This window comes from Acinetobacter sp. GW821-FHT09D10 (assembly GCF_059416285.1).
Window position 1 is genome coordinate 88,670 of record NZ_JBWKOW010000008.1, and the last position, 23,016, is coordinate 111,685.

The window sequence follows — 23,016 nt, forward strand, 5'->3', positions numbered from 1 at the left end:
GTTTTTTTTCAGCTTCAGAAAAACTATTCAGTTACGACTAATACCGGTAAATGAATTTCTCCTAAAAGAGCTTGAGTCACACTTCCTAAGAAGAACTTTTTAAACCCTTTTCGACCATGAGAACCAATGACTAACAAGTCTGCTTTGAGCTCGGTAGCTGCTTTAATAATTTCTGTGTGGATTGTTTGACCCTCAACAATTTTTGTCTCAACATAAATTCCATGTTGGCTAAATTGTTCTTTCGCTTGGTCTAAAATACCCTGAATCGATGCTCTAGCTTTATTAAAATAATCCTGTGCTAATTCTGTACTATCAATGAATTCTACAGAAATGAAAGGATCTATAGTAAGCGCATATACTAGAGTCACTTTACTACCGAAGGCTTTAGCAAGTGCTGCTGCATGATTAACAGCAATGAGTGAAGTAGGAGAACCATCGACTGGAACCAAGATATGGTGATAACTCATATATTGCTCCTTATTGTCCTATGACAATGTATGGTGTTAAAACACCGACTTATTATCTTTATGCTTATATTATGAACAATTTTTAAAAATTTATTGTTTATTTTTAGTATGAATAGAAGCGAGAAAGTTTATTAAAGATTTTATCTTAAAGCATTGTAATGACTTTCTAAGTAGGGTTGATTCTGTTTGAGTATTGAAATGACTTGATTGGCATCTATAGCGGACTCAAACAAGAATCCTTGACCTATACTATATCCAAATTGTCGAAGTAACTCTTCTTGTTCCGGAGTTTCAATTCCTTCTGCGATGAGCCCCAATGATAAATTTGGAGCAAGTAAACCAATTGCTTGGACAATCGCATAAATTGATGGGTCATGTTGCATCTTTTGTATAAAACTACAATCTACTTTTAAACTGTCAATTGGATAATCGCGAATATGGGTTAGCGATGAAAAACCAGTACCAAAGTCGTCTAGTGCAATGTGGACTCCATGCTGTTTTAATTTATTAAGTGCCCGGATCACATATTCTGAACCTCGGTCGCCAAGCATATGTTCGGTGACTTCTACTTCAATATAATGTGTCGGTATTTGAAATTGATTGATCTTTTTCAAAAGCTTTTCAGCATAGTTGTCTCTTAAGAACTCAACTGGTGCAGCATTGAGCGAAACAGGAAGAGGTTTAATACCAAGATCTATCCATTTTGCGATGTCACGTAAAACTTGATGTTGCATAGTTTCACCGATCTTGCTCGCTAAATTATAATCTTTAAAAGCCTCTGCAATTTGTGCAGGGTAACCTCTTTGAGCTGAAGTAGTATGCCATCGTAATAAAGCTTCAAAACCTACAACACGATGAGTTATTAAATCTACTTTGGGTTGGTAGTAGGGCTGGATGGTATGATGGCGAATAAGCTGCCGTGCTAAATTAAGCTGAGAAGCGACTGTTTCGGTCATTTGCATCATGCATGGATCATACATGCGAATACCACCACGGCCACGTGCTTTTAAGTCATGCAATGCCATATCTGCACAACTGAGTAAACCTGATTGGTCGACGGCATCTTGAGGATAAATGGCACAACCAATACTCATACCACCATTTAGAACATTGCCTAAATAGGTAATAGGTTGATTTAATTGCTGAAGTAAAATGGCTGCAAGATCACGTACATCATTTTCAGATTTGAGATTATTAATAATAACCGCAAACTCATCTCCACCCAGTCTTGCGACAAAGCATCTTTCATCATCAACACAATGACTAAAGCGTTTGGATAAAACTTTTAAAAGATGATCGCCTGCGCTATGCCCTAAAGTGTCATTAATATGCTTAAAATGATCAAGATCAATTAATAGTAAACCCACACTTGTTTGACTATCTTTTGAAGATGTAAGGGTACGTTTAAGTTGAAATTTAAATGAGCGCCGATTACATAATCCGGTTAGGTCATCTCTTTCACTCATATTTCTAAGCTGATTTTCTGTCAAATGCTGTTGAGTAACGTTACGAGATACACAAAGTATTTGTCCGATTTCACCATTTTCCCGATGAATCGGGGTCAGCATATTATCCCAATATTCGGGGTCCTGATCTGGTAAACAGCTCATTCCAGCAAATCTGGCAACTTTGCCTTGAAGGGCTTTTTTTAAAGCGACGCGTCCACGTTTACGAATATGAGGTGGCAAAAGCTCAAGCCATTTCATTCCAAATTCTGTTTCATCAACAGGAACGCCTAAAGCGAGGCATCCTGATTTATTCATATGAGAAACTGTGCCATCAACATTTAATACTTTAATGCAATCAACACTGATGTCTAACATTTGATTTTGTATTTCAATATTCTTTTGCAAGTTTTGTTGTTCTTGAATATCGTGATCAATATCTAAAAAGCTGACATACCATTCACTGGCTAAAGAAGAGCCGCGATATTTGGAGGCTTGAATAGAAAGTTTGCACCATCTATATTGATTACCACTTTGTAAAAGTCGACATTTTAATTCTATTCTTTTTTGCAGGCGAATTGCTTCGAGCCATCTATTTTTGACTTCATCTAAATCGACAGGAGATATAAAATCTAACCATTGCTGAGGTAATGGAGAAAAAGTATCCTGCCAATATTCTGTACACTCTACATTACAATATAATATCAAGCCATTTTCATCACTCACCCAAGTCGGTAGTGGAATTTGCTCAACAATAAAATGCTTTTGGGTGTTGTTCGACATTGAAGTCATAACATGCCTAGAAAGATTGTATGGGGTTAATCTATTTATAAGTCATTATTGTAATCTTTCTGTAGTAATCAAAACAGCAATAAATAATTTTCACCTGTCTTTTTTTTGAACTAAAATTGAGGTGTTAAATATATTATATACTTAATATTTAATTTATGTTTTTGTTATTTATTGATTTTTATCTGTGTTAAGTTAAAAAAAAGATTTATGCTTATTTTTGTAAAAAACTTATTAAAACAGAAACTTATAATTGTCTTTAGAAACCTATCTTAATAAAACTAATGAAAATAAATTATAAAAATGATGCAAAGTAAATTGTTGTGGTTAAAATTTTAATAAAACAAATTTTAACCACAATATATAAAGAGGGGCAGGTTTAAAAAATTCTAGATAAATACAATAACCACCATTAAGTTTACAAAAGTAATATAAAATAAAGGCTTATATTATCGTAAAATTCTTTTCATCAAGAAGGATATATATTTCCTTTTTGTGCATTTTATAGCCTACATTTTCCCCAAGATGTAGGTTTTTTTTATTCCTAATTTTTGATTTTATAATTTTAAACTATTAAAAATAAAAAAAAGCCAAATGGCTTTTTTATACAGTTTCAGGTTTTTTCAACTCTTGTTGAATATAAAGATTCATATAGTATTGTTCAATATAATCATCTGCATAGTTGTTTGCTAAGGTTTTCGTTGCCACTTGTTCATGTTTTAAATAGCAGTTTGATTCGAGGTCTTTTTCAAGTACCCACCATTGACGGTTAATACGGCGCACTTGAAACTTGTCACTTTTGTACTTTCTTTTAGCCATTTTCAAAAATTTGCTATTCAGTTATTGAAAGAGAATTTCTACTGGAGTTAAGAGCTCAAGTCAACAGATGAGAAGTTAATTGATTATTTTATGTGGGGTATTGTTTCTATCAATGCTTAGACGAGGCATTAAAATAGAAAAAGCTCTCCTGACAGAGAGCTTAGTTCTTACTGAGGAGTAAAAGATCTATTCCATTTTTAACGAGAAAGATTTTTTAAAAGTAATTTTAAACTTTCCATCATTTTTTCTAATTGCAATGGGGTGATACCTTCGAATGATTGCTCAAGTACTACACTGGTTAGGTCATTAATCTTATTGATCATTTCAGTACCTTTTTCTGTAAGTACGACGCGGGTGATTCGACCATCGGTCTGACAAGAATAAGTTTCAACCAAACCTTCATCTTTTAAGCGATAGACAATTTTAGTCGTCGTCGACATTTTTGAAATAATCATGTCTGAAAGTTCAGAAACACTCGCATGGGGCTTGCTGCTTAAAGCCAACATAATGCGTCTACGTGAGTTATCTAAACCATATTTTTTTAAAGCATTATCAATATTTTGTACATACTGAGCATGTACTTGAGTAATCCAATAATATGGAAAATCTTCAAGAGTAAAAGATTCTGTTGTAGGTAAAAAACGCGCATACTTCTTTGTCATTGACTTTTCCCCATACCTTGGTGGATCGCATTTCTGGTGAACTATCTTTAATAGTTGAAAAATATAGTTTCATCAAGCAAGTTATATCAGGACTTTACTTGCTGAGCAAAATTTATATAGCTAAATTTAACAATGACATGGTTTAGTTATCCTTGTCTTGATAAACATCCCTATACTTTGCACAAACTACAAATACTTTTCTTCTATAGTCAAAGTTTGTTGAAAATTAATGTGACTTCATAAGTCATAGCCATTAATTCCTTAAAATCTTTGAACAGATATACAAGATTGCATCTAGGCTTACTTGATCGTTAATTAAACGATATTGGCTTGCAAACGCATCGTAGAAAAAAAATTATGTTTTGACCGTGGCATTGAACGAGATAGTTTTTGTCTCTAAAGTCATAACTATGAAAAATCAAGATATTTAAGTAAAAAATATTTATAAATATCAGTGCCTTAATTTGCTTTATTGTTGATGAAATTTACCATACATTTAACATGAATCATCTATTATTTAGCAAAATAAAATGGGTTTATTTAACAACTTATTGATTATTTTATATAAAATTAAAAAACTAGTTGAATGATTAGCGTTATAAATTTAGCTTTTTTGTCTATAAATTATATTTTTAACAATTTTTACTTATGCAATATGTAGCTCATCTACTAAATCCCCAAAAAAGAACCAGCTTAACTGTAATGTTGGTAGAAGAAGTGCCAGCACAGATTATAGTAAGAGCTACTCAGATTAAGTGATATAAGCACTACTAAAACAGATTGTTGAATAGTATTTAATTTAAAAAAGGGAGAATTAATATTCTCCCTTTTTTATTATGCAGTGGTCGCAGTCTTTTCTTCTACTTTTTTCTTAACGATTGCATAGCTTATTCCTGTAACAATACTACCGGCAGCAATTGCAGCAAGATATAACCAAGCATGATTAATTGCATTGGGAATTAAAAGAACAAATACACCGCCGTGAGGAGTAACTAACTCGCAGTGGAATAGTGCAACAAGTGCGCCAGTTACTGCACCACCTAAAATACAAGTCGGAATAACGCGCATTGGGTCTTTTGCTGCAAAAGGGATTGCACCTTCTGAAATAAAACATAAACCTAGTACAAAAGCGGCTTTTCCGGCATCTTTCTCTCCTGTACTAAATTTATTTTTAGCCACGAAAGTCGCAATAGCCATACCAATAGCAGGGACCATACCGCCCGCCATTGTTGCTGCCATAGGCATATAGGTATTTGTTGTAAGCAATCCGACAGTAAAAGCGTAGGCTGCCTTATTGATTGGGCCACCTAAATCGATACACATCATGCTTGCTAATATAATTCCCATTAACACAGCATTTGTTGTGCCCATATTATTTAGGAAGTCTTTCATGAGCTCGAAAATATGTGCTACAGGCTGTCCAACCACATAGAACATAATAAGGCCAACAAATAATGTACCTAATAAAGGAATAATTAAAATCGGTTTAAGTGCTTCTAAACTAGTAGGAAGTTTGAGTTTTTTTGCAATAAAAAGGGCGATATAACCCGCAAGAAAACCTGAAACAATCCCGCCTAAAAAGCCTGCTTGTAATTGAGAGGCGAGTAAGCCGCCAATTAAACCAGGTGCGAGGCCAGGGCGATCAGCAATAGAGTAGGCAATATAACCTGATAACATCGGGACCATAAGCATAAATGCAGCGGCCCCAATTTGTTTTAATATGGCTGGTAAACTGCCTGCTTGCTCAGCAGCATTTAAGCCAAAGCATAGGGATAGGGCAATTAGAAGACCACCAGCCACCACCATAGGTAACATATAAGACACACCTGTTAAGAGATGTTTATATACGCCAACTTTTTCGGTTTTATCCTTGTTCTCTGCTGATGTTTGTTGCTTACCTTGATCTAAAACTTGTGCATTACTAATCGCGTCAGCAAAGGCTTTATCTGTTTGCTTTAATGCAAAACCAGTACCGCATCGGTAAACACGCTTGCCCACAAAACGGTCTGTATTAACTTCAATATCAGTAGCAAGAATCACGATGTCCGCTTCAGCAATAGCTTGAGCTGATAAAATATTTTTTGCACCCACGGAACCTTGTGTTTCTACTTCAATCTCATAACCAAGTTTTTCTGCACCTTGTTGTAATGCTTCAGCAGCCATAAAAGTATGGGCAACACCTGTAGGACACGCAGTGATTGCAACAAATTTAGTCGCCTTATTTAGCGATGGTGTATTATCACTCTGCCAATCTTGAGCTGGCTTTAAATGATCTAAGCCAGTTTGGAAAGCTGAATGAGCATCATTTTTGATTTCTTCAATGCTAATTAAAGATAAAGGGTGTGTACCAAAAATATTAAGATTTTTCGGACGTTGTCCAATAACAATAACTTGATCAAAGTTTTGATTTTCTTCGAATTCATCGAGCGAAATTATGTTATTTTCGTAACCCTGTTGGGATGCTACCTGTGCAAGCTTTCGAGCTAAAATCAAAGCATTGACTTGCTGTTGCGGACTATTAATGACAAATAATAAATGTTTAGCAGTTGGCATCAGATTCACTCAATGAATTGATTGTAGTTTGGGCTTTTAATTGGTTTAGCATTTCAGCATTTGGAATACGAAAGCCAATTTGTGTTACAGCATGGCTCGCAATTGCCGTAGCCGTTTTCAATGTTTCTTCGGCAGAGAAGTTATTTATTAAGCCATGAATCATGCCAGCTAAAAGAGAGTCGCCCGCACCAACGGTACTTTTAACAATCACTTTAGGGGCTTGGGCATGTAGTGGATGTGTTTCATGTAGCCAGTTTACACCGTCTTCACCCATCGAAATAACGACATGCTCAATTTTAGCTAAGTTTTTAAAAAGCTTTTTTTGCTCGACATAAGTTGTGGCAGGAAGCTGATAGCTTTCTACTAACTCATCGGTGTTTGGTTTAATCATCCATGGTTGGCATTCAATTGCAGCGACTAACGCTTTACCACTTGTATCAAGGGCAACTTTTTTACCATGTTTTTGAATGAGCTTAATAAGCTTTTGAAACTCATCAATACTAAAACCTTGTGGAAGACTACCAGCAATAGCAATGACTTCTACTTGCGGCAAAATCATTTCAATTTTTTGGAATAGGTTCTTTTTATCCAATTCAGATACTAAAAATCCTTTTCCATTTAAATCGGTCATACGGCCGGAATGTTCAGCAATTTTTATATTTTGGCGCGTTTCACCCTCAATATAAATAAATTCAGATTGAAATTGAACTTGCTCAAAATGTTTATCAAAAATCTGTCGATTACTAATTCCTAGAAAACCGGAAACAATAACATCGTGCCCTAAGTCTTTTAAAACTTGTGCAACATTTAGCCCTTTTCCAGCAGCATGAATCTCTACAGATTCTTGGCGATTTACTTCACCCATCCGCAACTCATTGAGTTGTATCGTGACATCAATTGCAGGATTTAAAGTAATTGTTAAAATTTTAGCCATTACCATTCCTAATCTTTACAGTTCTTGTTCGGATAACTGACGTACAGCAGGGGCGCTATCACATTCAAGTGCACGCTGTGCAAGTATTTGAGCTTGGCTGTAGTTTAGTGTACGAATCTGGGCTTTTACCAAGGCAATACTATTTGGTGACATACTGAGTTCATCTACCCCTAATCCCATAAGAATAGGTACAGCTTTTGGATCAGCTGCTAGTTCACCGCATATTCCTACCCATTTGCCATATTTGTGTGCAGCTTTTACTGTTTGATCAATCAATTGCAAAATACTTGGATGAAGACCATCTGCTTCAGCAGAGAGGATAGGGTGGCCACGGTCAATAGCTAAGGTATATTGAGTTAAGTCATTTGTTCCAATACTGAAAAAGTCCACTTCTTGAGCAAGAATAGGAGCAAGTAATGCGGCAGAAGGAACTTCTATCATAATGCCAACTTGTAAGTTCGCACATGTATATGCAGCTTTTACTTCATCAAGAATTGCTTTAGCAGCACGCCATTCTTCTACACGGCCAATCATTGGGAACATGATTCTTAAAGGGCGATCATCTGCGGCTTTAAGCAAAGCAGTAAGCTGTTGACGTAATAGCTCTGGCCGTCTTAAGGTTAAGCGAATGCCTCTTAGTCCTAAAAACGGATTTTCTTCTTCTGCAATCGGTAGGTAAGGCAGAGGTTTATCGCCTCCTACATCTAAAGTGCGTACTACGAGAGGGCGACCAGCAAGTGCATCTAAGACAACCCGATAATCTGCTTCTTGGGCTGCTTCATTTGGGGCACTACTATGAGCCATAAAAACCAGCTCTGTTCTAAGCAGGCCAATTGCTTCCGCGCCACATTCTACTGCGTGGGCTGTGGCTTGAACTTTTCCTAAATTGGCTGCAATTTCGATCTGATGTTGATCTAGAGTAATCGCAGGTTCTTGGCAGTGGCGTTCAGCTTCTTCACGAATTTTTTGTTGAAGCTCACGTTCTTGTTTTGCGTGTTCAATTTGTTGAGTAGTTGGATCTAAAACGAAAGCTCCCGTGTCTCCGTTAATTAGAAGAGAGCTTTTCTGCTCAATGTCCAATACTTGATCCCCAGCACCAACAATTGCAGGAATACCTAAAGCACGAGCAACAATAGCGCTATGGGCACTAGCACCGCCAACAGCTGTTAAAATACCAGCAACACGATCTTTGTTAAGGCGAGCCACATCACTTGGTCCCACATCATACATAATTAGAATATAAGGTTCTTTAGGTTCTTCGATGATAACTTCACCACAGAGTTGAGCCAAAACTCGATCACCAATATCACGTAAGTCTGTAGCACGCTCAGCCAGTAAACGGTCTGGTAAAGCCGCTTGCTCTTTAGCTGCTGCTTCAATATGTTCATGCCAAGCAGCAGGGGCAGAAAGGTTTAAGTTAATCTTTTGATAAACACCATTAATGAGATCGGGGTCATCCAACATTTCTAAATGTGCTTGGAATATTTGCTTAATTTCAGAAGCTTCAGATTTCGCAATCACTTGGTGAATATTGTTTTTAACTGCATGAAGAGCAATATCAAGTTTCTCTTTCTCAGCTTTAACACTTAAACCCATATGTTCATATTGATAAACTTTAGGTTTAATGACATGTACTGGGCCAAAAGCTAAACCACTAGAAGCTGGAATACCTGTATTTGTACTCAATGTTTTTGGTAATGATGTTACTGTTTGAGGTGTTTGGTCTTCTTTGGTATCTGAAGAGAGTAGCGGTTCAATTTCTTCCCCTAAGCCTTGTTGTACTGCCAAAATTACTTTATCTAAAGCTTCTACTGCATCTGTTCCCGGTTCTGCAATGAAACGTAAAGTTTGACCTCGTTTACATCCTAAAGCCAATAAGCGAGTCAAACTCTTAGCTGAAACAAAACTACCTTCACCTACTGCGACTTGAATATCGCCTTGAAAAGTTTTTGTTAAGTTCACTAAATGAGTCGCGGGTCTGGCATGTAATCCATGTGCATTGGCCAATACAACTGAACGGTTTGGCCAATCGGGAATCACTTCCGCACCAATAATTTTAGCAATTTCATTTGGTGCTTGGGTTTGATCTAATTGAGCAACTTGTTCTGGATTAAATAAAATATCAATCAGCCGATTAAATCTTTGGCTATCTAACTGATCATTTGCAGCAACACAGACTAAAGTATTTAGTTTCTGCCCGTTTACATCTAAAGGATGACGTGGTTTTACAATACTAATAGCTGGTTGTTGAACAAACTGATTACTAGAAACAGACCAGATCTGGTCTTGCAACTGAATGACTTGCTCTGGAGCTAAAGAACTTAAAAACCCACATTTTACGAAATTCTGTTTTTTTAGTACTTGAGTTGCTGCCCAAAACAAATCTTCAATATCTTGAGCTTCAATTTCAGTTTGAATTAAATTTTCATGTAGTGTTAAAGATAATGGTTGAGCTTGTAATAGTTCAATAATTTGTTCAGGTTGTGATGCATTTTTTACTTGTTCACTTACGTCGTGCATTAACGCTCTAGTTAATATTTGTAATACTTGTAAATGTTCATCGGATTTTGCTGCAATAACAACAGCTAAATAAATCGTATTTTCCCCATCCCATATTATTCCTTCTGGAAAATGGGCTAAACGAATACCAGTTTTTAAAATAAATTCTCGTGACTGAGGAGTTCCATGTGGGATTGCAATTCCTTGGCCTAAATAGGTCGCACTTTGCTGCTCACGATTGATAAGTCCTGTTATATAGTCAGGAGTAACCAACCCATCTTTCACTAATATATCTACTAGACACTGTAATGCATGTTGTTTATCAACAGCATGTTGATTCATATGAATATGTTGAGGCTCTAGTGCTAGCATAATTATCCTTGAACAATTTCTTTGGCTTTAGCTAAAACAGAAAAAAAGAAGCTGTTTGTATTAAAATAGGTTAGTTTAACCGTTTTTAAACAACAGCTTCAGATAAATTACCATAGCAGAACTTTAAAGCTATATCGACGTATTTACGTAAAAAAATGCTCGTTTTTAATACAAAGAAGTGAATGTTGAATATATTTTACTTTCTTGTGATAACTATAAATTTAATAAGATTATTTTATAAAAGAGAAGGGTGTTTTAATAATAAAAAAAACCTCTAAACTGGATTACTGGTATAGAGGCAAAAAGTAAATGATGAATTGAAAATTAGTATTGAATTTCTTGCTCTAAAAGAGGCCAGATCTTTTGATGTGATTTTTTAAACATTAACATGTGTCCGATTGATTTATAGCCGAGTTTTAGAGGGTTGAGCTCTAGCATTTTAGTAGATGCATTAGGATATAAACTTAATAACTCTTCAACGTTCTGTTGAGTGGCAATTTCATCGTCACTTGCCCAAATCGAAGTAATCGGGCAAATAATCTCAGTATGAAAGTCATGAAAGACAGTTTTACCAATGGCATTTTTTACATAGCCTGGGTTACTACAAAACTCTCTCCATTGTTGAGCAACTTTTTTAGGCAAGTTTTCACCCATCCCAATAAATTGAGTAGCACCATAACCTTTTAAAGTACTAGAAATTGGAAAGATAACCTTAAACATGACAGGTGCCAGAAACTTGGTTTTACCTTTAAGACCTTTTACGTTGCCAGTAGAACCTGCTATCGCAACAACTTTTGCTACTTTGCGAAAATTAGGCACAATTCCTAACAGTTGTCCACCGGCACTATGGCCAAGAAGAGTAACTTGTTCTGCTTGTGTTTTTTCTAATAAAGCATCAATTGCACAAGGAATATCAAGCGTTCCCCAATCATTAATACTTGCTTCACTTTGCTTTAAAGGTCCATGCAATGAGTCTCCAATTCCACGGAAATCAAAACTTAATACTTCATAACCTTGTTGGCTTAACCATGTAGCAAAAGGATGATAAAAATTTTTGGTAATACCTGTGGCTGGGCAAATCAAAACAGGATTGGCCGACTTTTTTGATTGAGCTGGATAAAATTGTGCAGCAAGTTGATAACCATCTTTGCAGGTCATCCAAAATGATTCAAAAGTGTTATCCATAATATTAGGCAATAATTGGCTTGTTGATGACTTTAATTTACATGAGTTCTAAAATGATACTTGATTAAAATGTGACTATAAAGTCAGGATTTATGCTATACAGCTCATTAAATTTTAATAAAACGAATAATTGGGAAAAAGATGGATTTACCGAAAGCCGTACAGTTAGCGATTGTGTTTAGTGGCATATTTTTATGGATAGGAATGGTAACGGGGGTATGGAAATATTGGCAAATACGCCGTTCGGAATTAAGTCGTGCACATTATTATGTGGATATTGCTCATCGAAGTAGCTTACTTTACGCAGCTGCTAGCTTAATTCTTGCTGTGCTAAGTTATTTTACTGTTTTAATTGAAAATATTACTTTGTGGTGTGTGTTAGCAAATCTCTTGTTTTTTAGTTTTTCAATTTTAGTTTATATCGTACATGGGTACTTACAGGACACGACAAATCAATTTAAACAACCCCATCGGTTAGGTCGTTTTAACCTACCTTCATGGTTAATGTCTTTAATGATGGTTGGATTGATAATTACTGAATTATTAGCTACAGCTATTTTAGTTATGGGAACAATTTTTTTATTTTTAGGTATATAAAAATGGATGATCACTCATCCATTTTTTAATCTTACAATTATTGTTGACTAAGACGTCGTTTAGCTAATTTTCGCATCTTATGATCGACAAAGGCCCACAGACAAAATATGAAAGAAACAACCATCGCATACATAAAGTATTCGGGTTTTAAATTTCCTTTGATCATACCTTGAAACAGTAAAGTCAGCATAAGAGCAAGCGGCGTTACTCCATACACAACTGAATCTTTGCTGTTCAGAGTGTTAATGAAGACTTGTTTGTTGAAATGTAATGATAACATCTCCATCCCTCCTTGTGGTGGTACTAAAACCTAATGTTTTAGTCAAGAATTTGTTTTAAGTTTAATGTTGTACTTCTATTTTTCATACAATTCAATAGCGAATAGCAATTTTTTTGAGCAGTTTTATAAAAAACTCTATATTTATAAAAGCTTAAGGTATTAAAAAAGTAAATATTAAATATTTTTGTATGAAATACTTATTCTTTTAGGAAAGAGAGATTACTTAAGTGAAAAGTGTAATAATTTCTCTTTCCTATCATTTTATTTTAGCTATTTTGCTTTTTAAAAAATGTGTCAATTGCGTGTTGAGCAATTTCTGCATCTTCAAAAGATTGAACACCAGATACACCAATAGCACCTAAAATTTCACCTTCATAAATAATCGGTTTTCCACCTTCTAGCATCCCTTGAGCGCTGGGCATACTTAAAAAACCAAGACGTCCACTTTGCAGAAGTTCTTCGTAAAATTTTGAGGGTCTACCTGATATTGAAGAGCATTTTGCTTTTTCTAAACATAAATGTGAAGTTAAAGGAGAGGCGCCATCTAAACGTTTCATGAGTAATAGAGAGCTTGTTTCATCAACAATTGCAATACTGACTTTAAAGTTGTGTTCAATTGCGTATTTTTGAGCTTCTTCCATTAAAAACTCTGCATCTGCTAATGTTAAGTAATATTTAGTTTTCATTGTTGCTCTTCTTTCCTGAGTAAGCTAAAAATTATTTTAGTGTAATTTTACAGTAAAAATTAATTATATCTATTGTTGATTTGTCATTAAAAGTTAGTGTGGAAATAAAATGCTGGTTGGGTAAACACAGCATTTTATTCAATATATAAAATCATGTTTGGATAAAACTCGATTTCAAAAAAGCCACTAAATTAAATGTTTTTGAATTTAACTTTGTCGATAATTACGGTAATTACAAGAACAACTAAAGATGGGATCAACCAAGCTAAGTTTTGTTCATTTAGAGGTAAATGTTGAAGAAATTCAGGTAAATAATCACTGAAACCTGCAACTTTAAGACCATCAATAATACCGAAAATTAAAGCAATACTCGTTACTGAACCGACAATAAAAGAAGGTTTGTGCCAAAATTTCCAAAAGAAGCTCAGCATAATCACCACAATTGCTGGTGGGTAGATTGCACTTAAGACAGGTACTGAAATAGCAATCAGTTTAGTTAAGCCAAGATTCGAAATAATGAAAGAGAAACCAACTAAAATAAAGACTAAAAGCTTATATGGTAATTTCGTTAACTGAGCAAAGTACTCACCACACGCACAAGTTAAGCCAATTGCTGTAACCATACATGCTAAAAAGATGAGGCCAGTTAAGAATAATGAACCCATATTTCCAAAAGCATGTTGAACATATGCATGTAAAATTACTGCGCCATTTGCTGCATTTGGTGCTACTTCATGGCTACCTAAACCTAATTTGAACAAGCTTAAATAAACTAAAGTAAGACCAACACCTGAAATAAGACTGGCAATAATTGCATATTTAGTTACTAGCTTCTTGTCGGTTACACCACGAGAATAAATCGCTTGAATAATAACGATACCAAATACCAAAGCACCTAAGGTATCCATGGTGAGATAGCCATTTACGAAACCTTCGGAAACAGGAGACGCAACGTAATGATTAATTGGTGCAGGAACGTAACCCGCAGGAATCATGACCGCCGCAATTCCTAAAATTGCTAAAGCGATAATTTTTAGTGGTGCAAGTACATGTCCAACTGTATCCAAAAGCTTGTTTGGATAGAGTGAAACTACAGTTACAAATGAAAAATAGATTGCACTATAGATTAGAAGACTGCTACTTGAGTTTCCAAAATAAGAGGAAAAACCAATTTCATAAGAAACAGTAGCTGTACGTGGGGTAGCAAATAGAGGTCCGACTGATAGATAACAAACAACAGTTAAAATCAGGCTTGCTACTCGCCCTAAGGGAGAACTAATAATTTCAATGGATCCCTGCATACGAGAGAGAGCCATAATGGTAATTACAGGTAAGCCGACAGCCGTAATCAAGAAGCCTAGTGCAGCTAACCAGACATGTTCACCAGCTTGTTGAGCGACGATGGGAGGAAAGATAATATTGCCAGCCCCAATAAAAAGGGCAAAGGTCATAAAACCTAAGGCAATAATATCTCCAGTGCGAAGATGTTGCATAAATTAAAAGTGAATAAAAAAGAAGGAATTTTAGAGCAAAAGTAATCATGTTCAAGCGCTAATTTATGTGAAAAAGCTTTTTTTCGGGTGGTTAAAACGATATAAGGTGTTATACGCGATTGTTTGGTTAAAGTATGTGCTTGAAAAGCCATTAAAAGGACAAAAGAACTTCTTTTTAAGTTCTGACTTTTTATAAAAAATATGTAAGAATAAAAAGATAAATTTTTACTGTGAATGCTGGATATTTAAGCATTTTAGGCTTTTGGTCTGACTTATATTCATCCTAAAATATTTTGAATTACCTTAGGTTTTGTAGGGACGGGCATGTTTCTTGTCTGCGAGGATAGAATTGAATGAGAGCTTCTACTGTTACCATTAAAACTGAACAAGATCTGGAAAAATTAAGAGTTTCTGGACGCTTGGCTGCGCAAGTTTTAGAAATGATAGAGGCCTATATTAAACCAGGCGTATCTACTGAATATTTAGATAACCTCTGTAATGATTATATTGTAAATAATTTAAAAGTTATTCCTGCTAATGTGGGATATCACGGTTTTACAAAAACGATATGCACTTCAGTCAATGAAGTTGTTTGCCATGGAATACCATCGCCGAATAAAATCTTAAAAGATGGCGATATTATTAATATTGATGTCGCAATAATTAAAGATGGTTATTTTGGTGATACGAGCCGCATGTATTTTGTGGGTAATGTAAATCCACAAGCAAAAAAACTTGTTGATACAACTTATGAAGCGATGGTTGCAGGTATTCATACTGTTAAGCCTGGAGCTACATTAGGTGATATTGGTTATGCTATTCAATCGGTTGCTCACCGAGAAGGCTATAGTATTGTTCGAGAATATTGTGGGCATGGGATCGGTAAGGTCTATCATGAACAACCCAATGTTTTGCACTATGGGCAGCGTGGGCAAGGTTTGGTGTTGAAGAAAGGAATGGTCTTTACCATTGAGCCTATGGTGAATGCAGGTAGGCCGCAAGTGAAAGAGTTAAATGATGGATGGACAGTCATTACTCAAGATCTTTCGTTATCTGCTCAATGGGAACATATGGTTGCAGTAACAGATACTGGCTTTGAACTATTAACACCATGGCCCAAAGGTGTGGGAAATTATCCTGCAATTTAAAAAATATAAAAAAAGTTCGATAATTCATCGAACTTTTTTATTTTAACGCTCAGAAAGATGTTCTACTAAATAGTCAATGAATACTCGAACAGCAGGTAGTAATCCTCGGCGTGATGGATATACAGCATGTAATATTCCATGAGGCGCTTTCCAGTCTGGTAAGATTTGTAGAAGTTGCCCAGATTTCAGGAAATCTTCTGCTGCACTCTCTGGCAATAATGCGATACCACAGTTCTGACTAGACAATTGAGCCAACATGTGTATGTTTGTGCCCATTACAATCGGGCTAACTTTGATTTTCTTTTGTTGATTGTCAGGTCCATGCAAAATGAATTGTTGATCAAGATGTTCTTCAGATAAACTTAAAATGCGATGTTCACTGAGCTGTTCTGGATTTTTTATATCCCCAAACTCATTTAAATATGCCTGACTTGCGAATAAACTTTGTTCTATAAGGGCAAACTGTCTAAGAACTAAACTCGGATCGTCATCTAGTTTTGAGCGAACACGTAAAGCGATATCAATCCCTTCATTAATGACATCCACTCGGCGGTTACTGACCATAAGTTGCAAACGAATTTCAGGATATTTTTTTAAGAAAGCAGGTAGGATTTTAGGAAGTTGATTTTGAGCAATATCTACAGGCACACTAACCTTCACCACACCTCTAGGTTGAATACTTAAATGATCAACCAAATCATGAGCAGCTTGTGCAGCATTCATCATGACTTGAGCGTGTCTATAAATATCCATTCCAATATCTGTAACGGCAAAATGACGAGAGCTACGTTGGATTAAGCGAACGCCTAAGTTTTCTTCTAAGCTGTACACACGACGACTTAATTTTGATTTTGGTATATCCGTTACACGCTCAGCAGCACTAAAGCCACCATGCTCAACAACGAGAGCAAAACAATAAAAATCATCAAGATCAGTGAGCATTAAAATATCCTATTTCTGCAACAACCATGATTTTACATTATTATTTTTGCAACGATAATTCTTATACTAAATTTTTTGTAAGCAGGAGATAAATTCATTATCTAATTACTGGAGATAAATTTGAAATTATACTGTAATTACGTTGTAATTTTAATGTGTGTGTTTTAATTGGGTTTGTGGGTTGTCTATAGAACTATTAATCAATTTCTTCTACACTATATTTTTCTCTACTTTTCAAATCTAATGCCTTATCAATTGATAGAACTTAACGATGCCTCTACGAATATTGAGTGCCCATTTTGCAAACAAGCGATAATTGACTGGGCACAAGAACAATACGTTCAGCCATGTGAACATACTTTATTTATTGCTATGGATTTGGGATTCGAATTTGTTGCAGATCGATTTGAAGAGTGCATGAATCAGAGTGTGGATGAGTTACACGAAGATCCAAATATGAATATTTTTGAAGCTCTAACTACGACACCTTATGAGAATCTGATTGTTTTAAAATCTGATTTGGGTGTGGAGGGTTTATTCCGCTATGTTGGAGTGAGCGATTTTTAAAGTTGAGAGCATAAAAAAGCCAATCTATTGATTGGCTTTTTTATTATTTACGCTTCTGGCGCTGCGCTATATTGTTCAACTAATGGTTTTAATTCACCATTTTGGAACATTTCAAGCATGATATCGCTACCGCCAATAAGTTCGCCATTTACCCAAAGTTGCGGGAATGTAGGCCAATTCGCAATTGCTGGTAAGATTGCACGAATATCAGGATTTTCCAAAATATTTACATATGCAAATGGACGACCAATTTGACTGAGCGCCTCTACAGCACGTGCAGAGAAACCACATTGTGGAAACTGTGGAGTGCCTTTCATGTAAAGTAAAACGGGATGCTTCGCAATTTGATCGCGGATTAACGCTTCAGTATCACGTGCTTGTTCAGTCATAAATAGATCCTCAACTAATCTAGCAGCATTATAGGGGGTGTTTACATCGCTTTGCAAACCACCTGATTACTTAAAGTTGCATTGAATCTTCAATATTTTATTGTATAAACCGAAGTGATAGCGAAAAGCGGACGAAATTTTAGATAAATGATTGATGAGACTTTTCATCAGAGCCAGTTTTTGTTTATATAAACCCTTCTTAAAACCTCATATAGACAGAGTTCGTTATGACTGATATTACCCTAGCTCCAATACAACCTGATCAACCATCACACTTAATGGCTACTTATGGTCGCCAAGCGATCAGTTTTGTACGAGGCCGAGGGGCATATCTATATACTGAAGATGGTACAGAATATCTAGATGCCTTAACTGGTATTGCTGTATGTGGTTTAGGTCATGCACATCCAGTCATTGCAGAAGCAATTGCTGAACAAGCTGCAACACTTGTGCACACAAGTAATTTATTTGAAATCCCTTGGCAAACTGCCGCTGCTCAGAAGCTTGCTGAGGTTTCTGGCATGGAAGAGATCTTCTTTTCAAACAGTGGTGCTGAGTCAAATGAAGGTGCGATTAAGATTGCTCGTAAATTTGGTACCCAACAAGGTGTACGTTTGCCAAAGATTATTGTGGCAGAACAATCATTTCATGGTCGTACGTTGGCAACACTTTCAGCAACGGGTAATAAAAAAGTACAAGATGGATTTGCTCCCTTAGTGAATGATTTTATTCGTGTGCCATTTGGTGATGTAGAAGCAATTCAAGAAGCTGCATTGCAGCATCCAGATATTGTTGCAATTTTGATTGAACCAATTCAAGGTGAGGGTGGTATTAATACCGCTCCTCAAGGCTTTAGCTATCTTGAAGAAGTTCGCAATATTTGTAATCAGCATAACTGGCTCATGATGCTAGATGAAATTCAAACAGGTAACGGGCGTACTGGTAAATATTTTGCATATCAGCACACCAACATTGTGCCTGATGTCCTGACGACTGCGAAAGGACTTGGAAATGGCTTCCCTGTAGGTGCTGTAATGACACAAGGTAAAGCTGTTGGTTTATTGGGACCTGGTAGTCATGGTTCTACCTATGGCGGTACTGTACTAGGTTCTCGTGTGGTTTATACAGTCATTGATACAATTCAAAAAGAGAATGCTGTAGAAAATGCGGCGGTAGTAGGACGCTATATCGTTGATCAACTTCGTGCAAAGTTAGCTAACAAGAATGTTCAAGTGCGTGGTTTTGGTATGATGATTGGTATTCAATTACCTAAAGACTGTGCTGAACTCGTTACTATTGCTCGTGATCAACATAAGCTTATTATCAACGTTACAGCAGGTTCGGTAGTCCGTCTATTACCGCCTATTAATATGACTCAAGCGCAGGCCGATGATTTGTTAGAGCGTTTAGTTGCTTTGATTAATAGTTATCTTTAAGTTTTAGTATAAAAATGGGCACTTAATGTGCCCATTTTTATTTCAAAGCATTACCCAGAGATATACTGCTTTAACTGTTCAATTAAGTTTTTCTGATCTTCCATTGCTGCTTTTACCAAGTCACCAATAGAGATAAAACCAACTAATTTTTCATTGTCCAATACTGGTAAATGACGTAAGTGGCGATCTGTCATTAACTGTAAACACTCTTCAACTGTGTTGTTTAGACTCACAGTAAGTACTTTAGATGTCATAATTTCAGCGACTGTAGTGCTATATGAAGAACGTTCCATAAGCGTCACTTTGCGCGTGTAGTCACGTTCAGATAAAATTCCGACAACTTTTTCACCATCGGCTACGACTAATGCACCGATTCCTTTATCAGCCATGATTTTAATGGCTTCAAGGACAGTGGCTTCTGGAGAAATTGTAAAAATATCTTGCTCTGATTTGTTTTTGATTACTTGTGCAACGATTGTCATTTCTTCTATCCCGTGTTTTATCATTTTGTTTTAAATTAGCTTGATTTTATAAAAATGCAAAGACTTGATAGTCATTCAAATACAAGTTTTACACTCAAGCGTTCAAAAAGCATTCTATATAGTGGTTAAGAACCTAAAGAAAACTTTAGGCTTCTTGCCAGTTCGGATGTTTAAAAAAGAAATGATGCATTTGCTGAGTAGATAATTTCAACTTCCTGTGAGAAGAATTAAACAAAGCTGGTGTAACGTTGAGTCTGGTTAATGTGGGTAATAAAGATTCATGAAAATCTTTGGGGGTGATTCTTCTTGGTTTGTAATGTGGCCAATGTTCTTTGGCGTAGCGGTGAGCTTGCAATCCATTGAGCCAGAAAGGAAAAATAAAATCTTCCTGATCCGATTTAATTGCCCAACCTTGATGAAATAATCCCCAAAGAACTCCGCAGTACATCATGGTTCTTAAAATATAAATCTTAATCATCAAGTCTTTTGAAACCGGTTGTAGATTGCTTAAACTATTCATTGTCAATTTAATGGTTCTTAACTTGTCTTGCTTATTATAGAAAAAATAGATGACATTTCAGTTTAAACAGGTATCAAATCGTAAACAAATATTCACAGCTAAAAAAAGGCCACCTGAGCCAGACAAAGCGACTAAAGCTTTGGCGAAGCGTAAGGCAAACAAAGTGCCTAGTTTATTAAAATTTGTATTGGACTTTTTACAGGCATAAAAAAAACGCCACCTAAGTGACGTTTCTTTATGCTTGCATTGTGGCTAACTTTTGCCAATATTGTGCTTTAAGTGAGTCACGTTCAACACGGAAACCTTGATAATACAATTCTGCTAAGAATAGAGCAGCTTTACCGTGCCCAGCGCGAGCAACTTCTTCTAACTGTGTAACTGCATCTTGAAAGTTCATTTGAGAATGAATTGTGTTTACTGCAGTTGCATATGCATGTTCTAAATCATGATGAGAGATACGTTGAATCATAGAAAACTCCTTATTGTAATTATGATTACTTTTTTCTAAAGGCCACTGCCTTTAAATTAATTTAACTTAGAATTATTAAACTAATATTACAAATTGATGGATTTGTCAACTATTAGTGCATATCGCTTAGTTCACTATTAGGATACATGATTAAACATTATTCACAAATAATTTTGATTAAAATCAATATGAGAATAAAAGACAAGGAGAATAAAATATGACAAATACAATCGATGGCTTTGTTTTTGATACTCCGCCTAAAGAGGAACAAATCATAGAACTGGCCCATTATCACCGTAAATTATTAGATGAAGCTATCTTTCATCAGGAAATCCATTTAGGGGATTATTGTCTTGCGCAGCGCAAAAGGGTATTTGATTTTGCAGGACATTTAGAACCCACCCAAAAAAACTGGTTTTATCAAGTTTATGATGGGGAGCTTCGAAAAATTGCTGATGAAGATGAGTTGCATCCAGCAGATGCAGAAGAAGGGTTAAGTATTTTTGCTATGTTTTTAGTCTTAGTGATTATTGCGGCAATTTTATACTTTTCTGTCATTCGTTCACTAATAAGTTAAGCATACTATCCAGTAAGGTACGATTATTAACCTTACTGGATGTTTGATCTTGTGCTTATGTGCATTGAACCCTACACTACACTAATTCGAGGTAGGTCATGCTCATATTCAAACAAAATTTTCTTAAATTAAAGTCTGAGTTAAAAGTTGATCAATGTTTTAACCTGTTTGTGGTTATTGTCATTGGCTGTATTTTTGTGCTGTCATATTTAGCATTACTTCGGCCTATTAGTCCGGATCAATATCAACGAATTGTACAACTTTCTCATCAGGCTACTTATCCAAGAACTCAAGACATGGCTGAGTTGCTTATAGCTCAGTCAGAAATTCATCGAGCTGAGTATTTAAAGTTAATGCATGCTTACCAATTTGAGGGTGCTCATATTAAGCAATATCCGGCACTCGCTCAGGAAGATACTCAGTAATTGGGTTAATCAGGCTAAATCTTGGTTTCCAAAGCTTTTTGAGCACTATTGTGGCAGGCAAAATTTTGAATTTATGCTAAACTTTCTCTTTTTAAACGCGCTGCTTTTCAAGGAATCCGCATGGAGCAACAATCGAATATGCAAAATAAATTCTTGATAGATGCTGAGATCGGTGATGACGATGTCACATTACCTAATTTACCTGCTATCGATGTTCCCATCGTTGAATCTGCTATTAAATCACAAGAAAACATTCAAGTAGCCAAAGTTGAATCGGCTTCAACAGAAACAGCGGTTGAACAACCAAAATCTGGTTTTTTTGGCCGGATGAAAGAGGGCTTAACCAAAACTCGTCGTAATTTCGCTGATGGAATGGTCAATATTCTGATCGGTGGAAAGGAAATTGACGATGAATTACTCGAAGAAGTCGAAGAGCAATTATTAGTTGCAGACATTGGTGTTGAGGCAACTAAAACGATCATTACCAATTTAACAGAGCGAACTGCTCGTGGTGATTTGATCTATTCCCACTCTCTTTATAAAGCTTTACAAGAAGAGTTGGTTGCTTTGTTGGCTCCACGTGTTAAGCCTTTGCATATTGACCCTAACAAATCACCCTATGTGATTTTAATGGTTGGGGTAAATGGTGTTGGTAAAACCACAACTATTGGTAAATTAGCGAAACGTTTGCAAGGTGAAGGTAAAAAAGTGATGTTGGCTGCTGGTGATACATTCCGTGCTGCAGCGACAGAGCAATTACAAATCTGGGGTGAACGTAACGATATCGCAGTTGTAGCCCAAGGTCACGGAGCTGATAGTGCCTCTGTTATTTTTGATGCTTTTGAGAGTGCTCGTGCTAAGGGAATTGATGTATTAATCGCAGATACAGCAGGTCGTTTACATAATAAAAGCAACCTGATGGAAGAACTTAAAAAAGTTAAGCGCGTTATGCAAAAAATTGATGCGACTGCACCTCATGAAATTATGTTAGTCGTAGATGCTGGTACAGGGCAAAACGCGATTAACCAAGTGCAAGAGTTTGACCAGACTGTGGGTTTAACTGGTATTACAATTACCAAGTTAGATGGAACTGCGAAAGGGGGCGTGCTCTTTAATATTGCAAGCCGTACTCATGTGCCAATTCGTTTTATTGGTGTTGGTGAAAAAATTGATGATTTAAGACCATTCTCGGCTAAATCATTTGTCGCTGCGCTGTTTGAAACTGATAAATAATTGGTTGTCAGCAATAAAAAGCTTCACTAAATGGTGAAGCTTTTTTA

23 protein-coding genes are annotated in these 23,016 nt (G+C 36.0%); 7 read left to right on the forward strand and 16 right to left on the reverse strand.

What is annotated here, in order from left to right; genetic code table 11:
* Positions 1–23: 23 nt before the first annotated feature.
* The 8 genes from AC07M3_RS16385 to AC07M3_RS16420 form a co-directional block, all read right to left on the reverse strand.
* Positions 24–467, reverse strand: coding sequence for a universal stress protein (locus AC07M3_RS16385; protein WP_005040033.1), 444 nt, complete (start codon positions 465–467; stop codon positions 24–26).
* A 140-nt stretch (positions 468–607) separates the two neighbouring features.
* A complete protein-coding gene (locus tag AC07M3_RS16390) occupies positions 608–2,704 on the reverse strand; it encodes a sensor domain-containing protein (protein ID WP_494567772.1) in 2,097 nt (698 codons plus the stop codon).
* A gap of 600 nt (positions 2,705–3,304) precedes the next feature.
* Positions 3,305–3,520 (reverse strand): hypothetical protein, encoded by a 216-nt coding sequence (locus AC07M3_RS16395; protein ID WP_003652142.1) that lies wholly within the window; start codon positions 3,518–3,520, stop codon positions 3,305–3,307.
* A gap of 197 nt (positions 3,521–3,717) precedes the next feature.
* Entirely contained in the window at positions 3,718–4,182 is a 465-nt protein-coding gene (locus AC07M3_RS16400) for a MarR family winged helix-turn-helix transcriptional regulator (protein WP_002121027.1), read from the reverse strand.
* Positions 4,183–5,016: 834 nt separating this feature from the next.
* Positions 5,017–6,735 (reverse strand): fructose-specific PTS transporter subunit EIIC, encoded by a 1,719-nt coding sequence (locus tag AC07M3_RS16405; protein WP_494567771.1) that lies wholly within the window; start codon positions 6,733–6,735, stop codon positions 5,017–5,019.
* On the reverse strand, positions 6,722–7,669 hold the full coding sequence (gene pfkB / locus AC07M3_RS16410) for a 1-phosphofructokinase (RefSeq protein ID WP_494567770.1): 948 nt from the start codon (positions 7,667–7,669) through the stop codon (positions 6,722–6,724). The genes AC07M3_RS16405 and pfkB overlap by 14 nt, the downstream gene beginning before the upstream one ends.
* 15 nt (positions 7,670–7,684) lie before the next feature.
* Positions 7,685–10,540 (reverse strand): phosphoenolpyruvate--protein phosphotransferase, encoded by a 2,856-nt coding sequence (gene ptsP, locus AC07M3_RS16415; RefSeq protein ID WP_494567769.1) that lies wholly within the window; start codon positions 10,538–10,540, stop codon positions 7,685–7,687.
* 324 nt (positions 10,541–10,864) lie between these two features.
* Positions 10,865–11,725 carry an alpha/beta hydrolase family protein gene (locus AC07M3_RS16420; protein ID WP_494567768.1) on the reverse strand — a complete coding sequence of 287 codons (861 nt, stop codon included), beginning with the start codon at positions 11,723–11,725 and terminating at the stop codon, positions 10,865–10,867.
* A 141-nt stretch (positions 11,726–11,866) separates the two neighbouring features.
* Between AC07M3_RS16420 and AC07M3_RS16425 the strand changes: the two genes are divergently transcribed.
* Positions 11,867–12,322, forward strand: a complete 456-nt coding sequence (locus tag AC07M3_RS16425) for a hypothetical protein (RefSeq protein ID WP_494567767.1) — start codon at positions 11,867–11,869, stop codon at positions 12,320–12,322.
* Between the two features lie 37 nt (positions 12,323–12,359).
* Here AC07M3_RS16425 and AC07M3_RS16430 read toward each other — a convergent pair whose 3' ends face one another.
* From AC07M3_RS16430 to brnQ, 3 genes are all read right to left on the reverse strand, one after another.
* Positions 12,360–12,602 (reverse strand): hypothetical protein, encoded by a 243-nt coding sequence (locus tag AC07M3_RS16430; RefSeq protein ID WP_004643085.1) that lies wholly within the window; start codon positions 12,600–12,602, stop codon positions 12,360–12,362.
* A gap of 266 nt (positions 12,603–12,868) precedes the next feature.
* Positions 12,869–13,288 carry a GlcG/HbpS family heme-binding protein gene (locus AC07M3_RS16435; protein WP_494567766.1) on the reverse strand — a complete coding sequence of 140 codons (420 nt, stop codon included), beginning with the start codon at positions 13,286–13,288 and terminating at the stop codon, positions 12,869–12,871.
* Positions 13,289–13,479: 191 nt separating this feature from the next.
* Entirely contained in the window at positions 13,480–14,781 is a 1,302-nt protein-coding gene (brnQ, locus tag AC07M3_RS16440; RefSeq protein WP_199989643.1) for a branched-chain amino acid transport system II carrier protein, read from the reverse strand.
* Positions 14,782–15,134: 353 nt separating this feature from the next.
* Here brnQ and map point away from each other — a divergent pair, with 353 nt between their 5' ends.
* The gene (gene map, locus AC07M3_RS16445; RefSeq protein ID WP_494567765.1) at positions 15,135–15,929 is read left to right on the forward strand and encodes a type I methionyl aminopeptidase; all 795 of its coding nucleotides are present in this window, start codon (positions 15,135–15,137) and stop codon (positions 15,927–15,929) included.
* Between the two features lie 42 nt (positions 15,930–15,971).
* Here map and AC07M3_RS16450 read toward each other — a convergent pair whose 3' ends face one another.
* A complete protein-coding gene (locus AC07M3_RS16450; protein WP_494567764.1) occupies positions 15,972–16,871 on the reverse strand; it encodes a LysR family transcriptional regulator in 900 nt (299 codons plus the stop codon).
* A 243-nt stretch (positions 16,872–17,114) separates the two neighbouring features.
* On the opposite strand from AC07M3_RS16450, the gene AC07M3_RS16455 reads away from it, so the two are divergent.
* Positions 17,115–17,438: a hypothetical protein gene (locus AC07M3_RS16455; protein ID WP_005040058.1), complete on the forward strand. Its 324-nt coding sequence runs from the start codon at positions 17,115–17,117 to the stop codon at positions 17,436–17,438.
* A gap of 47 nt (positions 17,439–17,485) precedes the next feature.
* Here AC07M3_RS16455 and grxD read toward each other — a convergent pair whose 3' ends face one another.
* Positions 17,486–17,827: a Grx4 family monothiol glutaredoxin gene (gene grxD, locus AC07M3_RS16460; protein ID WP_004643080.1), complete on the reverse strand. Its 342-nt coding sequence runs from the start codon at positions 17,825–17,827 to the stop codon at positions 17,486–17,488.
* Between the two features lie 227 nt (positions 17,828–18,054).
* Between grxD and AC07M3_RS16465 the strand changes: the two genes are divergently transcribed.
* Positions 18,055–19,263 (forward strand): aspartate aminotransferase family protein, encoded by a 1,209-nt coding sequence (locus AC07M3_RS16465; protein WP_494567763.1) that lies wholly within the window; start codon positions 18,055–18,057, stop codon positions 19,261–19,263.
* Between the two features lie 50 nt (positions 19,264–19,313).
* On the opposite strand, the gene AC07M3_RS16470 is transcribed toward AC07M3_RS16465, so the two are convergent.
* From AC07M3_RS16470 to AC07M3_RS16480, 3 genes are all read right to left on the reverse strand, one after another.
* A complete protein-coding gene (locus AC07M3_RS16470) occupies positions 19,314–19,745 on the reverse strand; it encodes a CBS domain-containing protein (RefSeq protein WP_003652114.1) in 432 nt (143 codons plus the stop codon).
* 145 nt (positions 19,746–19,890) lie between these two features.
* Positions 19,891–20,265 (reverse strand): DUF2750 domain-containing protein, encoded by a 375-nt coding sequence (locus tag AC07M3_RS16475; RefSeq protein ID WP_056480557.1) that lies wholly within the window; start codon positions 20,263–20,265, stop codon positions 19,891–19,893.
* A 235-nt stretch (positions 20,266–20,500) separates the two neighbouring features.
* Complete coding sequence (locus tag AC07M3_RS16480; RefSeq protein ID WP_494567762.1) at positions 20,501–20,734, reverse strand: hypothetical protein; 234 nt, start codon at positions 20,732–20,734, stop codon at positions 20,501–20,503.
* A gap of 217 nt (positions 20,735–20,951) precedes the next feature.
* On the opposite strand from AC07M3_RS16480, the gene AC07M3_RS16485 reads away from it, so the two are divergent.
* The 3 genes from AC07M3_RS16485 (at position 20,952) to ftsY (ending at position 22,969) form a co-directional block, all read left to right on the forward strand.
* Positions 20,952–21,311: a hypothetical protein gene (locus tag AC07M3_RS16485; RefSeq protein ID WP_005046658.1), complete on the forward strand. Its 360-nt coding sequence runs from the start codon at positions 20,952–20,954 to the stop codon at positions 21,309–21,311.
* A gap of 98 nt (positions 21,312–21,409) precedes the next feature.
* On the forward strand, positions 21,410–21,736 hold the full coding sequence (locus AC07M3_RS16490) for a hypothetical protein (protein ID WP_004643075.1): 327 nt from the start codon (positions 21,410–21,412) through the stop codon (positions 21,734–21,736).
* Between the two features lie 120 nt (positions 21,737–21,856).
* Positions 21,857–22,969 carry a signal recognition particle-docking protein FtsY gene (gene ftsY, locus AC07M3_RS16495; RefSeq protein WP_494567761.1) on the forward strand — a complete coding sequence of 371 codons (1,113 nt, stop codon included), beginning with the start codon at positions 21,857–21,859 and terminating at the stop codon, positions 22,967–22,969.
* Positions 22,970–23,016: the final 47 nt, after the last annotated feature.